Origin of the sequence: uncultured Mucilaginibacter sp. (genome assembly GCF_913773635.1) — a bacterium.
In the GTDB taxonomy this organism is placed as follows: Bacteria; Bacteroidota; Bacteroidia; order Sphingobacteriales; family Sphingobacteriaceae; genus Mucilaginibacter.
Genome location: NZ_CAJYGQ010000001.1, coordinates 18,665 through 32,243, shown reverse-complemented (window position 1 = coordinate 32,243; position 13,579 = coordinate 18,665). Strand labels below are relative to the sequence as shown.

The following is a 13,579-nucleotide window of genomic DNA, read 5'->3' as shown; positions in this document are numbered from 1 at the left end:
TCAGCAAAACTATACAAAAGCAACTAAGTTGCATTTAATTCATTATGTTTAAAGTGTCATTTTTGTTAAAGCTCAAATTGCTGCCTAAGTTTTTCTTCTTCCAAATCAAGCTGAGAAACATATTTATCAATCACATCCTCTTCAAACTCGGGCTTTTGGTTAAGCTCCTGCAGTTTTTGACGCTGTACCTCAATTACGTGTTTGTAAGCGGCCTGAAAACGCAGTTTGTTTTGCACGGCTTCATGCTCATCCCTGCTGTGCCTGCCGTCAACATAAGCCAACTCATTCGAAAGGCGAGTTTTTAACTCTTTCAAGAGAATATTGCTGATAGCATCTTCTTTATATTCTTTATCAAGCAATGCAATGGCAACGTTCTTCATTTCAGATTTTACCATTGCCTCCTGCTCATGCTCAGGAATTAAATAATCACGCTCAGACTCACCAAATTTTTTAATTATCCAGGGTAATGTAAGCCCTTGAAATACCAGCGTAAACATGATTACAATAAAGGTTATGAAAACAATTGTTTCGCGATGTGGAAAGGGCTGCCCGCTTTTAAGCACAAGCGGTATTGACAATGCCGATGCCAGCGAAACAACCCCGCGCATGCCTGCCCAGCCTATAACCATAGGACCGCGCCACCCCGGGCGGCTATCTTCGGTTTTAATAAATTTGCTGGCAAACATAGTAAACACCGATGCACCCATGGTACTAAGTAACCGCAGTATGATTACGGAAATTGAAATTACAATTCCATAAATTAGGTTACTATTGAGGTTTGCACCCGTAGCTTTAATAACAGCAGTAAATTCTAAACCTATCAACAAAAACACAAAACCATTGAATAAAAAGCCAATAGTTTGCCACACATTTACGGTTTGTAACCGGCTTACATGATTAAGTATTACATGGCTTCGGTTAGACAGATAAAGACCACCGGTTACTACTGCCAACACCCCAGAGTAGTGAAAATGCTCGGCAACAATATACATGATGTAAGGCTCCACAAAAGTTAGTACGGTATCAATACTAGCGGTGGTAGGCATCCAGCGGTGAAGGGCATAAAAAATTACTCCTATAATTAACCCGGTAGCAATACCCATTACAACCACCTCAATAAATTTATAAGAGGCCTCCCCTATCGAAAAACTACCCGTTATAACTGCTGCCAGCGCAAAACGGTAAACAATTAAGCTGGATGCATCATTTAATAAACTCTCGCCCTCTAATATGGCCGATGTGCGTTTAGGCACTTTTACTTCTTTTAAAATGGATGTTGCTGAAACGGCATCGGGCGGCGAAATTATTCCACCTAGTAAAAACCCTAAAGCCAGAGTAAAGCCTGGAATAAGCTGATTAGATATTACAGCAATTACGGCAGATGTGATAATTACTATTGGAAATGCGAATGAAGCAATAACCCTGCGCCACTTCCAAAAATCTTTCCATGATGTTTGCCATGCAGCATCATAGAGTAACGGTGGCAAAAAAATTAAAAAGATAAGCTGTGGTGATATATGTATTGATGGAACCGAAGGTATGAAGCTGATAGCAAAGCCGCCTACAACCAATACAATGGGGTAAGAGATTTTGATTTTTTGCGCCAGCATAACCAGCAGCATAATAACAAGCAACAGGCAAATATAAAACAGGAAGCTCTCGTGCATAAGTTTTCGGCTAAAACAGATTTTCCTAAAAATAAGAAATTCCTAAGAGAATTGTTTTTTGCAACGTTTACTTGTATGCTTAAACTACCGGCCTATCAGCAAATATACGTTTACGTATCCGCGATAGAGACACGTGGGTAATACCCAGATAATGTGCTATGTAATGTTGTGGTATACGTTGCAACACGCCTTTACCATTGCTTAACAATTTTAAGTATCGTTCTTCAGGGCTTTCGGTAACAAAAGCAGCTATACGGTCTTCATAACAACACAAATAATGCTCAGCCAGTAAGCGGCCAAAGCGTTCCATTTTATAAGCAAGTTGTGGATGCGCCAGTAATTGTTCCCACTGTTGGCGGGTAACAACAATCATCTCTGTATCTTCCAAAGCCTGAATGTAATTGATACCCGGCTCAATCCTTAAAAAACTTTTGTATGAGCTTACAAATTCCTTTTCGAAGCAAAAGTAACCGGTAACTTCTTCGCCATCCTTTATGTAAAAATAGCGAACAGACCCACTGACAATAAACCCAAGGCGGTCTTCAACCCTTTCGGGTACAGTAAAGTTCTCTTTCTTTTTTAATGTTAGGTAGCCAATATTTTGCGAGCATAACTGCCATTCATCGTCGGTAAACGTAATGAAGCGCGCCATTCCAACTCTGAATATTTCATTGGCTACTTGTGTATCCACAACCTGTCAATTAAAAAGAATACTGCAAATACTACACTGGCTATACCATTGGTTGTCATGAAAGCAAAATTTACCCGGCTTAAATCATTTGGTTTCACCAGGCGGTGCTGGTAAACCAGCATGCTGCAGTAAACGGCCAAACCAATATAATAAGCAAAGCCAAACTCATAAAATACAGCAGGGAGTATTACAAATATGGCCGACAGCACATGCAAAAAGGTTGACAGATTTAACGCCCTTACGGTACCTAAAGCGCTAGGTATAGAATGCAGGTGATGGTTACGATCAAAGTCTTCATCTTGCAGGGCATAAATAATATCAAAACCACTTACCCAGCAAATTACAGCAAGCGAAAAAAATACAGGTAACATGGCAAACTCACCCGTTACCACCAAATATGCACCAATGGGCGCCAGCGATAAGCCTAAACCCAATACCAAATGGCATAAAGCAGTAAAACGTTTGGTAGCACTATAACCCAGCACTACCAGTAGCGCAACCGGCGAAAGAAAGAAACAAAGCTTATTTATAAACCATGTTGTAATGATGAACAGCGCACAATTAACCAGCGTGAAAGTAAGCGCATTAGCAGGCGAAATTCGGCCGGCCGGTATATCTCGTACTTTGGTTCGTGGGTTGAGCGCATCAATATCCCTGTCCAGATAGCGGTTGAAAGCCATGGCCGAATTGCGGGCAAATACCATGCATAACAGCATCAGTAACAATTTAACCCAATTAAACGTGTGCTCGGTGGTTGTAACTGCCAGAAAAAAGCCTATGAAGGCAAATGGCATGGCAAATATGGTATGCGAAAAGGTAACTAAAGAAAAGTATTTTTTCATTTCAATTTGTTCAATCTATCCTTACCTGTAAGAAGGACGCTCAGACTTTCAGAATGCGTAAATTTTACGGTTACCAGTTTACCTCAAAACCCTTATTCACTTCATCAATAAAGCCCAGCACTTCGTCTTTACCCAACTTACTTTCTGATGAGGTTACAAAAAATTGCGGTACTTCCTCAAACGTTGCCAGTAAAGCTTTACGGAACTTAGCAATATTCTGATCGGTTTTTATACTAGATTGCTTATCGGCTTTGGTAAATACCAACACAAATGATAGTCCTTTTTCACCCAACCAATTACAAAACTCCACATCAATTTTTTGCGGTTCGTGCCTGCTGTCAATAAGTACAAGTACGCATTGCAAACTCTCGCGCTTATCTAAATAGGTACGTATAAACTTATCCCAGTCTTCTTTTTTACTTTTGGAGATACGAGCATAACCATAGCCTGGTAAATCAACCAGGTACCATTGCTCGTTTATGTAAAAATGGTTTATTAGCTGTGTTTTACCGGGCGTTTGCGATGTTTTTGCCAAGCCCTTTTTGCCCGTAAGCATATTGATGAGTGAAGATTTACCCACATTGGAACGGCCAATGAAAGCATACTCCGGCTTTTCGGGAGGTGGCAATTTTGAAATTTGTGTATTGCTACAAATAAATTCGGCAGATTTGACAATCATGATACAAAGGTAACAGTTACAAATTTTAAATTTGATGTTTAAACATATATTTAAATGAGTTATTCCATCCCATCACAAACTCGCATTGGTCACGTTCACTTAAAGGTTAGTGATTTACAACGTTCACTTGATTTTTATTGTGGTTTGTTAGGGTTTGAACTGGTTATGAAATATGGAGCACAGGCTGCTTTTATATCGGCAGGCGGATATCATCATCATATTGGTTTGAATACCTGGCACAGCCTCGGCTCAGAACCTGCGCCTGACCGTTACCCGGGTTTGTACCACACCGCTATCTTATATCCCGAACGTAAAGACCTTGCAGCTATATTGAAACGCTTGCTTGATGCCCAATATCCGCAGATAACAGGAGCGTCTGATCATGGGGTATCTGAGGCTATTTATTTAAATGACCCTGATTTCAACGGTGTTGAGTTATACTGGGACCGCCCGCGCGGATTGTGGCCAACTGATGAAATCGGCAACCTAACAATGTACACCCGGCGTTTAGATACCGATAATCTTTTGGCTGAACTGAAATAACTTTAAAAGTATTTCTCAAGCTTAAGTCCGTAGGTAAGCAAAGTGTTCTCTGCCTTTGTACGTGTAATTTTGTTGTAGGCAAATGAGCTGTTTAAAGCAAGCCAGTTGGTTACTTTAAAACCCAGGCCAAAAGTTGTGCGAATGATATGATCATTTGACCGCAGTAAAGATGGCTGCCAAAAGTTACCGCTATCAATTGTAATCAAATTTTTGATCACAAAGTGAAACTGCAACCTTAAAGAGTTGCGGTAAGTATTGTAAACTTCGCGTGTGGTATCGCTGGTATTTATGTCACTTAAATCATATAGTATACCATCACTTACGTTGAGGTAAGCATCAGGCCTGTCTAAAATACTATAGGCAATACCCGCCCCTGCCAGTAGTTGGTTATTAATTTTGAGTGAAAAACTGGTGTTGTAATTTGCTAATCCCCAATAGTAGGCATGCGGAATTGCTTTATACAAATTGAAATCAACGGCTGCCGAATAATCGTTATTGGTGACCGCCCCATTTGATTTTCCGTAAACCCATGAATTGGTTGCATTAAGTGAAACGCTTTTTTTCTTTACTTCAAAGCGCAAGGCGTTATTAAGCAAATAGGTATTACCTTCAGGAGCACGATTGGCCGTGCCTGAACCGTTGAATATTAAATGGTAATTAGTGGTATCGTTAAATTGGGCTTTGGCAGTAATTGTTGCAAGCACCAACACCAGTAAGCACAATATTAAGCTTCTTTGCATGCAAAAAGCGGTTGGTAATCATTTAACCGACAACCCAACCGCCCTATTGTTTGCAAAAAAGCCTTTATGCTAACCCAGCATCAACAAATCGTCATCATCGGTTAAGCTTAATTGTATATTATCATTACCGGCAATACCTTCAATTGAGCCCTGTATTTGAACCGCGCTTAACAATACTTTTTCCAACTGTTTTTCACGCACTTTCCATAGCTTCTCCATGGCCTCACGTTCTTTTTGAATTGACATACGCATGCTGCCAAAACCTTCGCGCAGCGCTTTCCATTGCTCATTAAACTCGCTGCTGGTAAGGTAATCATATAACAAGTGCATTTTATCACCCTTCCCCTCCTGTGCCTTCACAATGGCCGAGGTTTTCATTATACCTTGTCTTAACACGTAAGAAACAGCCTTTACCTCACTAAATGAACATATCCAAACGCCATCTTTTTCTCCAAAGCACTCCATATCTTTTGGATAGCATTGGGTTACAATAACGGCAATATCAGCACCCATTTGGCGCATATCCTTTTTTAGCTTTTCTATCCAATCGCCGCCAAATTCTTTGGTGCGCTTGCTTTCGTAAATTATCTTACCGCATTCCTGCCCAAATTGGTTTCGAACAGTTTGTATACAGTCGGCTCCGCGTATTCCTTTACCAACCTCGTTAACCATATCAAACGGGAAATAGCTACGTAGCTGCTCTTCCAGCATCAACTCCTGCACCTCGCCCTGCAACTGCATAGAACCTTGCTCGGCTTTACGCTTCATCTCTTCGGCCAGTTTTTTCTGATCATCAAGCTGCTTTTCGAGTTCACGTACTTTAAACTGGTACTCATTATCACGTAATGAAAATTTCTCAGCTTCCTGTTTGCGTATTTGTTCAGCTAAGGCTTCGCGCTGTTCATGCAGCTTGCGTTCTGTTATCAGCTCAAGCTCTTCCTCACGTTGTTTAAGCGTTTGCTCTTTTTGTAAAAATTCAAGCTCTTTCTGGCGCGATGTACGCAACTTCTCCTCTTGCTCCTTAAGCGAATTTTCGAGCATGCGCATTTGATTTTCTACATCGGCGTGTATTGATTTGCGGAGCGACTGCTCCATATCCTGCTGTAAAGCCCGCTTTTCTTCAGTAAGACGCTGCTCAAACTGCATTTGCTGCTGACGTTGCTTTACAGCAAACTCCTCTTCCTTCTTCCTGAATTCATCCTCTTTTTGCTGGGTGTACTGCTGCATCTTATTTCTAAGCTGCTTTTTATACTCCTCGGTCATTACCTCCTCAATAGGAAAACCGTGACTGCAATTAGGACATTTTACTTCTGTAGCCATATAATCGTCGTTACAACTATGCAAATATGCATTAACGAAGGTAACGGTAATTTTGCTAACTTTTTAAGCAATTTGTTATCTCAGTGTTGAAGTAAGAATAATCAAAGGGCTTTTGGAGTGCAATGTATTTAAACGGAACGATTGCTGCAGATAGCTCAGTAGCTAAGTAGAGTATAGGTATAAACGAACGCTATATGCTCATTGAAATATAGCTCTGATCGAATAAATCTTAGTATGTATTTCAGCAACTTAACGGTTGCTTTTGAGATGCCTTATTTCAAGCTTAAGCTCTTGTATATTTTCTTTAGACTGGCGGTTTTCCAAATAATAATATATAGCAAAGCCAAGAAAAATTTTGCCTAATACAAATACAGCAGCAAACACCCAACGCCAAATTTTATGTATACGCATGTGGGTTGATGAGCCTTCCACTTCAATAAACCCGGAGTCGGGCTTATGATTTTGTTGAGATGAATACTGGCTTGCATCGCCGGGATGCTGGGGTAAATGCTTGGATGTAACTGTCAAGCCATTAATTTCGCTTTCAATACGATCCCACATTTGCGGAGGCGGTGGTGAAGCCATGCGCATTGCAATGTGCTCCATATCAATTTCCAATTCATTAAGTGCCTGCTCTACTTCCGGAAATTGCTTTTTCATTTGCAGTACCTCTAGCTCCTCATTTGCTGAGGCGGCACCGGTAACAAATGCTTCAAGGATGCCACTTTCTATAAAGTCATGTATCCTCTTATCCATTTTTCATCATCATAAAAGCTTCCCTTAAAATTCTCTTCACTTCGGCATCAGTTGAATTAAGTTCATGAGCCAAAATTGTAGTTGATTTTTGATAATAATATACGCCGCAAAACACAATTTGTTGCTCAATAGTTAAACTACTTACAACTCCGTCAAACTTCACCCTTTCAGCAAAAAAGTCTTTTCCACTTAAATTCCTATGGTAAGCTGCCTTTAATTTAGCTTGCGCAAGCATCCTTAATTGTTTCCACGAATCGCTTCCTGTGCCACTAAGCTCGTTAATTTTGTAAGGAACTTCTTTAAAAATGTCTGCCAGATACTGCTCGGCTACTTCATGATCTTTTACTATCTCAACTATGTAACCTAACAGCCAGCTTCCGTAGCGGTAAAACAGGGCCCGGGTTGCTAAAATTTCTGAATTTGTCAGATGCTGAGCTTTCTCAATATTTAAATTCACACTTAACGAGGGGGTCAATTAGTTTTTAAAATTACAATAAAAACTCTACTTAAGCGGCTTCATGCACCAAAATAACATGCATTTGCTTCAACCTCTTTAAGGCTCAAAATGAATATGAAAGTTGCACCACTACACTCAGCTAAAATCAATCTTACCACCAACAGGAATTTTCCGCTTTGAAAGCTCCTCAGCAATACCTACTCCATATACTTTAGTTTCAAAACAATCTTTTTGCTGCCCCAATAACCATCGGCTTTAACCATAGGCCGGTGTACGTCAGACGGAAAAAAGACAAAGAATTCGGCCGGTGTTGCTAAATGCAGTTCACCCTCACCTTTATAAAACATAACGTCTTTCAGTTCGTCATAGGGGTCGGTTACGTTTAATTGCGATGCCTGGGTAACTCCCATTTGCTCGGCACCATCAATTACATACTGAATATCAATCGCTTTTTTATGGGATTCCCATTTTGCATCAGCCAAATCTTTATTTGTACTTTCACTTACAGCTATGTACAAATCGCTGCCTTCCAAGCTGTGTTTACCCTCGTTCAACGCTTTTAAGTCTGTATTTTTCAAATATTCAAACGCCGTATCCCACTGCTGCTTGTTGGCAGCATACTGGCGCGCAAATTCAAGCATATCGGTTGTTTTATGAGGTTTTATTTCCAAACCGTTAAGGTAGGCTCCTGATGTGAACCAGTTCTCGGCCGCTTCTTTTGACGCGGTTATATTTTCAATGTTGTCCATGGCGGCAATTGGATGTATTAATTAATAAGCAAGCAAGATAGCATCAATTTTCGGCTTAGTGAGTTTTATTAAAACATTTGCTTTAACTTTTTGAGTATGTGAATCGTTTTGTTGGCACTGCCATAAAAAAAGGCCGTTCCCAAAAAAGAACGGCCTGCAGAATGATTGATAAGGTTGTATGTTTTTTAATTGAAGTTCAAATTAACAGATCCGCTTGATGCATGAGCGGTAACCGGTATACCTCCACCATTTAGTTTTCCTTCTACGCGATCTTTCTCTTTAGTACCCGAAAAATTGCTTAGGGATGCGTTTACACGGCTGCCTTTTAAATCAAGATCAAGGCCTTTAGGGGTTGGCATGGTGATACTAATACCACCTGCGCTGGTTGATAATCTTACATACTTCCCTACGCTTTTGAAATCGGCATGAATGCTGCCACCACTGGTTGAGCCTTCAACACTACAAGCCAGTTGGGATAAGTTCACACTACCGCCTGATGTTGAAGTAATTAATTCTCCCGATATTCCGTCGGCGTGGATACTGCCTCCGCTGGTTGTAGCATTAATATTGCCGCTAAGATTATTTAATTTTAACGAGCCGCCGCTGGTGGTAAGGCTAATTTTACCCTCACAATTGCTGGCCACAATACTACCTCCACTTGTAGTAAGGTCAATTTCTTGCTTAGCATTATCAACATGAATGCTGCCGCCACTTGTGCGACCTTTAATTTTACCGCTTACATTGCTAACTTTTAAACTACCACCACTGGTAGCAAAGTTTTGCACGCCGGTAAGGTTGCCAATGTTAATGCTGCCACCACTTGTGCGCAAATTTGTTGCAACTGCTTTAGGCACATATATTTTGAAAGATATACTTACAGCTTTGCGCCAATTTAAATTGAATGCTTTGCTTTTAGCTGTAACATGCAATTCGTGATTGGCATCTGTGATTTCAAGTTTGTAATTATCTTCCAGGCGCTGTTTAAGTTCTTCTTTTGTTATATCATCATTGCTGTTATTTGGCGATACGTAAACTTCAATACGGGCCTCTGATGCAGCAACGCCAGATACAGAAATGCTGCCCCCAGAAGTTTCAGCAAAAACATCTTTGATACCTGCCGAAGACAGGTTTTTAGTTAAATAAGGTTCAGTAGTCCATTTGTTTTGAGCCATAGCTGCAGAGCAGCCTAAAACCATAAATGCGATAAGGGTAAACTTTTTCATAAGCTTTTTAAATTTTTAGCATTCAATCATTTATTCCAAAAAAGAATACTTTATAAAGCTACAAAACAATACCAAAAACACAAGTATCAAATTATCAGATATTTAATACATAAACTAAAATAACTGATGTGCGGCTTTGCAACAGGTATTGTGCGTTTTCGGTACAGTTTGAATCAATGCGATCTAATGTACACAAAAACTATTCAGACCTTCAGGAAAAACATAGTTACTATAATCGCTTGGTCACAATGCATAAGAACATTTTTGCTGGTTTATAAATAAGTCATGCTAAAATATTACAACTCCTTGCATATATAGTATAAGCAATTTTATGCTCAGGCCAATACATTTGCTAACGTACCAATAATCTAAGTTGCGTTTACTATAGATGCTGTTTGAACAAATGCTGTAATAAAGTCAGCAATTTTTAAATAACGTGCTAGTGAACCGTCTATACATACATTTATGTCTGATCAAGTTATACTTAAAGGAATTACCTGGAATCACAGCCGCGGCTTTGTACCTATGACCGCCACCGCACAGCGTTTTAGCGAACTGAACCCCGGTGTTGAAATTACCTGGGAAAAACGCTCGCTACAACAATTTGCTGATTTATCTATCGAGCAGTTAGCCGAGCGTTATGACCTGTTGGTTATTGACCACCCCTGGGCCGGCTTTGCAGCCAATACACGCACAATCTTACCGTTTGACGAGTTTTTATCACCAGAGTTCTTAAAAGATCAGGAGTTTAATAGTGTAGGCCAATCATACGAAAGCTATAATTTTCATGGTCAGCAATGGGCGTTGCCTATTGATGCTGCCACGCCGGTAGCATCAAGTCGTCAGGACATTTTGCAGGAACATGGTACAGATGTCCCGTCAACTTACGACGAACTGATTGATCTGGCTAAACGCGGATTGGTTGCCTGCCCGCTGATTCCTATCGATTCATTAATGACCTTTTACACTTTCTGCTGCTCACTGGGCGAAGACCCTTTTGAGGCGGAAGATACCGTGGTTAGCCGCGAAATTGGCAAACAATCACTGCAAATGTACCGCCAGTTGGCGCAATTGGCAGACCCAAAATGCTTTGATTACAACCCTATTAAAGTATACGAGCGCATGACGCTTACCGATGATATTGCTTATTGTCCGTTTGCTTACGGTTACTCAAATTATTCGCGCGTGGGTTATGCCCGCCGCCTCTTGCATTTTCATGATATGGTTACGCTTGATGGCAAAACCAACTTGCGCTCAACCTTGGGCGGAACCGGTTTAGCCGTTTCGTCTAATTGTAAAAACATAGACGTTGCCATGAAATACGCTGAATTTGTGGCTTCGCCCGATTGCCAGGCCGGTTTATTTACCGACAATGGCGGTCAGCCCGGCCACTTACAGGCCTGGACTAGCGAGCATACCAACGCCATCAGCACCGACTATTTCAGCAATACCCTGCCTGCCTTGCAGCGCGCCTTTTTACGTCCGCGTTATAATGGGTCAATGTATTTTCAGGATCATGGCGGCGACATAGTACGCAACTACCTAATGAACGGCGGCAGCGAAAACGAAGTGTTAGACGCTTTAGATAACCTTTACCGCGAATCTAAAAAAGAAGTCAAGCATGGTTAAGCCATTAGAGGGATTGGTAGTACTGGAGTTCAGCCAGTTTATGGCCGGACCAACAGCAGGCTTGCGCCTGGCCGATTTGGGTGCCCGCGTTATAAAAATTGAACGCCCCGTGAAAGGCGAAGCCGGACGGCAAATAGCCATCCGCAATATATTTGTAAATGGCGACAGCCTGGTTTTTCATACCATTAACCGCAATAAGGAATCATACGCAGCAGATTTGAAAAATCCTGACGACCTGGAGCGTGTGAAGAAACTCATTGCGCAAGCCGATGTGATGACACACAACTTCCGCCCCGGTGTAATGGAAAAAATCGGGTTGGATTATGAAACCGTGCAAGCCATAAACCCTAAAATTATTTATGGTGTGGTCACCGGCTATGGTGCAACAGGCCCTTGGGCTTCACGCCCTGGGCAGGATTTGTTAATTCAGTCGTTATCGGGCTTAACCTATTTATCCGACACACAAGATGCTGGCCCGGTTCCATTTGGACTGGCCGTTGCCGACATTATGTGCGGGGCGCACTTTGTACAAGGTATTTTAGCCGCTCTAATTAAACGCGCTAAAACGCAAAAAAGCGTTTTAGTTGAGGTGAGCTTGTTGGAGTCAGTACTCGACCTGCAATTTGAGTTCCTAACTACCCATTTAAATGATGGCGAAAAGCTACCGCAGCGCAGTAAAATAAAAGGTACCGGTCACCCCTATTTGAGTGCACCATATGGTATTTATCGTACAGCTGATGCTTATTTGGCTTTAGCCATGGGCAATTTGCACAACATAGGTAAAGCTTTAGGTGTTGACTTAAGTGCTTTTGCTACCCGTGCATCATGGTTTGATCAGCGTGATGAAATCATGGAACTCATAGCAGCACAACTTCAAACCAAAACTACTGCCGAGTGGCTTGCTATTTTAGAGCCGCTGGATATTTGGTGTAGCCAGATTTTAAGCTATGCCGAAAGTTTACAGCACGAAGCATTTACGTTAATGGGCATTCAACAACATGTTATATTGCCCGATGGTAGCCAGCTGAATACCACTCGCTGCCCTATCCGTATAGATCATACCCGCCTTTACTCGTCAGTAGCGGCACCGCGCCCCGGCGTTAGTACCGAATTAATCAATCAACAATTTAATTTAACCGAAGCATGAAGCCTTTAGAAGATTATTTAGTGGTTGATTTCAGCCAGTTTTTATCGGGGCCATCAGCAGGTTTAAGACTGGCTGATTTAGGTGCCCGTATTATCAAAATTGAACGCCCCGAAACAGGCGATATTTGCCGCCACCTGTACACTTCAAATGTGATCATGAATGGTGAATCCTCGGTTTTCCATGCTATAAACCGCAATAAGGAGAGCTTTACCGCCGACCTGAAGAATGCAGCCGACCGCCAAAACGTTTGGGAACTGGTAAAGAAAGCCGACGTGGTAATGCACAACTACCGCCCCGGCGTTATGGAACGTTTAGGTTTTGATTACGAAAGCGTAAAAGCAGTAAACCCAAATGTTGTTTACGGCGAAATATCGGGCTATGGCAACGTTGGCCCCTGGAAAGACAAGCCGGGGCAAGATTTGTTATTACAATCGTTAACCGGCCTAACCTGGCTCACCGGTAATGCCGGCGGACCGGTGCCGATGGGCTTGTCCATTATTGATATGCTGGCCGGTACGCACCTGGCTCAAGGCATTTTAGCTTGTTTGGTACGCCGCACCATTAAAGGCCAAGGTGCATTGGTACAGGTAAGCATGCTCGAATCGGCTTATGATTTGCAATTCGAGGCTGTTACCACGTATTACTACGACGGCAAACTGCCCGAACGCTCAGAGAAAAATAATGCACACGCCTATTTAGGCGCACCTTATGGTGTTTATAAAACCGGTAACGGTTACATGGCCTTGGCTATGGGGTCAATTCCGCAGTTGGGGCAATTGTTAAAATGTGATCCCTTGCTGGCTTATACCGATGCTGGTCAGGCATTTCATCAGCGCGATGAAATTAAGTCCATACTGGCCGCACATCTGCAAACCGGCACTACAGAGAGCTGGTTAGAAGTGCTTTTGGCCGCCGACATTTGGTGTGCCGAAGTACTAAGCTGGGATGTGCTGATGCAACAGGATGGCTTTAAAGCACTCAATATGATACAGGAGGTGCGCATGAACGATGGTTACAGCTATCGCACTACCCGCTGCCCTATCCGCATTGATGGCGAAATATTTACCTCGACCAAAGGTTCGCCTGCTTTGGGCGAAAATACTGAGGCGATATTACAGGAATTTAAAGCATAAGCC

The 13,579-nt window shown here is 41.9% G+C and carries 14 protein-coding genes; 4 read left to right on the top strand and 10 right to left on the bottom strand.

Annotated features, from left to right (window positions below):
* Positions 1-65 precede the first annotated feature (65 nt).
* The 4 genes from QZ407_RS00145 to yihA all read right to left on the bottom strand — a co-directional run bounded on the left by QZ407_RS00145 (position 66) and on the right by yihA (position 3,879).
* Complete coding sequence (locus QZ407_RS00145; RefSeq protein ID WP_295767038.1) at positions 66-1,667, bottom strand: Na+/H+ antiporter; 1,602 nt, start codon at positions 1,665-1,667, stop codon at positions 66-68.
* 79 nt (positions 1,668-1,746) lie between these two features.
* Positions 1,747-2,358 carry a Crp/Fnr family transcriptional regulator gene (locus tag QZ407_RS00140; RefSeq protein ID WP_295767037.1) on the bottom strand — a complete coding sequence of 204 codons (612 nt, stop codon included), beginning with the start codon at positions 2,356-2,358 and terminating at the stop codon, positions 1,747-1,749.
* Positions 2,343-3,200, bottom strand: coding sequence for a UbiA-like polyprenyltransferase (locus QZ407_RS00135; protein ID WP_295767036.1), 858 nt, complete (start codon positions 3,198-3,200; stop codon positions 2,343-2,345). The genes QZ407_RS00140 and QZ407_RS00135 overlap by 16 nt, the downstream gene beginning before the upstream one ends.
* 70 nt (positions 3,201-3,270) lie before the next feature.
* Positions 3,271-3,879, bottom strand: coding sequence for a ribosome biogenesis GTP-binding protein YihA/YsxC (yihA, locus tag QZ407_RS00130; protein ID WP_157543441.1), 609 nt, complete (start codon positions 3,877-3,879; stop codon positions 3,271-3,273).
* A 54-nt stretch (positions 3,880-3,933) separates the two neighbouring features.
* Here yihA and QZ407_RS00125 point away from each other — a divergent pair, with 54 nt between their 5' ends.
* Positions 3,934-4,422 carry a VOC family protein gene (locus QZ407_RS00125; RefSeq protein ID WP_295767035.1) on the top strand — a complete coding sequence of 163 codons (489 nt, stop codon included), beginning with the start codon at positions 3,934-3,936 and terminating at the stop codon, positions 4,420-4,422.
* Between the two features lie 2 nt (positions 4,423-4,424).
* On the opposite strand, the gene QZ407_RS00120 is transcribed toward QZ407_RS00125, so the two are convergent.
* The 6 genes from QZ407_RS00120 to QZ407_RS00095 all read right to left on the bottom strand — a co-directional run bounded on the left by QZ407_RS00120 (position 4,425) and on the right by QZ407_RS00095 (position 9,667).
* Positions 4,425-5,162 carry a DUF481 domain-containing protein gene (locus QZ407_RS00120; RefSeq protein WP_295767034.1) on the bottom strand — a complete coding sequence of 246 codons (738 nt, stop codon included), beginning with the start codon at positions 5,160-5,162 and terminating at the stop codon, positions 4,425-4,427.
* A 69-nt stretch (positions 5,163-5,231) separates the two neighbouring features.
* The gene (locus QZ407_RS00115) at positions 5,232-6,482 is read right to left on the bottom strand and encodes a DUF2130 domain-containing protein (protein WP_295767033.1); all 1,251 of its coding nucleotides are present in this window, start codon (positions 6,480-6,482) and stop codon (positions 5,232-5,234) included.
* A gap of 249 nt (positions 6,483-6,731) precedes the next feature.
* A complete protein-coding gene (locus tag QZ407_RS00110) occupies positions 6,732-7,238 on the bottom strand; it encodes a hypothetical protein (RefSeq protein WP_295767032.1) in 507 nt (168 codons plus the stop codon).
* Positions 7,231-7,695, bottom strand: a complete 465-nt coding sequence (locus tag QZ407_RS00105) for a hypothetical protein (RefSeq protein WP_295767031.1) — start codon at positions 7,693-7,695, stop codon at positions 7,231-7,233. Before QZ407_RS00105 ends, QZ407_RS00110 begins: the two co-directional genes overlap by 8 nt.
* A 197-nt stretch (positions 7,696-7,892) precedes the next feature.
* A complete protein-coding gene (locus QZ407_RS00100) occupies positions 7,893-8,444 on the bottom strand; it encodes a YhcH/YjgK/YiaL family protein (RefSeq protein ID WP_295767030.1) in 552 nt (183 codons plus the stop codon).
* Positions 8,445-8,629: 185 nt separating this feature from the next.
* Entirely contained in the window at positions 8,630-9,667 is a 1,038-nt protein-coding gene (locus QZ407_RS00095; protein WP_295767029.1) for a hypothetical protein, read from the bottom strand.
* 465 nt (positions 9,668-10,132) lie between these two features.
* On the opposite strand from QZ407_RS00095, the gene QZ407_RS00090 reads away from it, so the two are divergent.
* Genes QZ407_RS00090 through QZ407_RS00080 form a run of 3 tightly spaced genes read left to right on the top strand, consistent with a single transcriptional unit; the run spans position 10,133 to position 13,576 of the window.
* On the top strand, positions 10,133-11,296 hold the full coding sequence (locus QZ407_RS00090; protein ID WP_295767028.1) for an extracellular solute-binding protein: 1,164 nt from the start codon (positions 10,133-10,135) through the stop codon (positions 11,294-11,296).
* Positions 11,289-12,443: a CaiB/BaiF CoA-transferase family protein gene (locus tag QZ407_RS00085; protein ID WP_295767027.1), complete on the top strand. Its 1,155-nt coding sequence runs from the start codon at positions 11,289-11,291 to the stop codon at positions 12,441-12,443. The genes QZ407_RS00090 and QZ407_RS00085 overlap by 8 nt, the downstream gene beginning before the upstream one ends.
* Positions 12,440-13,576 carry a CaiB/BaiF CoA-transferase family protein gene (locus QZ407_RS00080; RefSeq protein ID WP_295767026.1) on the top strand — a complete coding sequence of 379 codons (1,137 nt, stop codon included), beginning with the start codon at positions 12,440-12,442 and terminating at the stop codon, positions 13,574-13,576. Before QZ407_RS00085 ends, QZ407_RS00080 begins: the two co-directional genes overlap by 4 nt.
* Positions 13,577-13,579: the final 3 nt, after the last annotated feature.

Excerpts from the sequence above, each read along its gene's own strand:
- QZ407_RS00095 (WP_295767029.1), bottom strand. The coding sequence starts at position 9,667 with ATGAAAAAGTTTACCCTTATCGCATTTATGGTTTTAGGCTGCTCTGCA.
- QZ407_RS00145 (WP_295767038.1), bottom strand. The coding sequence starts at position 1,667 with ATGCACGAGAGCTTCCTGTTTTATATTTGCCTGTTGCTTGTTATTATG.
- QZ407_RS00080 (WP_295767026.1), top strand. The coding sequence starts at position 12,440 with ATGAAGCCTTTAGAAGATTATTTAGTGGTTGATTTCAGCCAGTTTTTA.
- QZ407_RS00120 (WP_295767034.1), bottom strand. The coding sequence starts at position 5,162 with ATGCAAAGAAGCTTAATATTGTGCTTACTGGTGTTGGTGCTTGCAACA.
- QZ407_RS00125 (WP_295767035.1), top strand. The coding sequence starts at position 3,934 with ATGAGTTATTCCATCCCATCACAAACTCGCATTGGTCACGTTCACTTA.
- QZ407_RS00110 (WP_295767032.1), bottom strand. The coding sequence starts at position 7,238 with ATGGATAAGAGGATACATGACTTTATAGAAAGTGGCATCCTTGAAGCA.
- QZ407_RS00090 (WP_295767028.1), top strand. The coding sequence starts at position 10,133 with ATGTCTGATCAAGTTATACTTAAAGGAATTACCTGGAATCACAGCCGC.
- QZ407_RS00100 (WP_295767030.1), bottom strand. The coding sequence starts at position 8,444 with ATGGACAACATTGAAAATATAACCGCGTCAAAAGAAGCGGCCGAGAAC.
- QZ407_RS00135 (WP_295767036.1), bottom strand. The coding sequence starts at position 3,200 with ATGAAAAAATACTTTTCTTTAGTTACCTTTTCGCATACCATATTTGCC.
- QZ407_RS00085 (WP_295767027.1), top strand. The coding sequence starts at position 11,289 with ATGGTTAAGCCATTAGAGGGATTGGTAGTACTGGAGTTCAGCCAGTTT.
- yihA (WP_157543441.1), bottom strand. The coding sequence starts at position 3,879 with ATGATTGTCAAATCTGCCGAATTTATTTGTAGCAATACACAAATTTCA.
- QZ407_RS00115 (WP_295767033.1), bottom strand. The coding sequence starts at position 6,482 with ATGGCTACAGAAGTAAAATGTCCTAATTGCAGTCACGGTTTTCCTATT.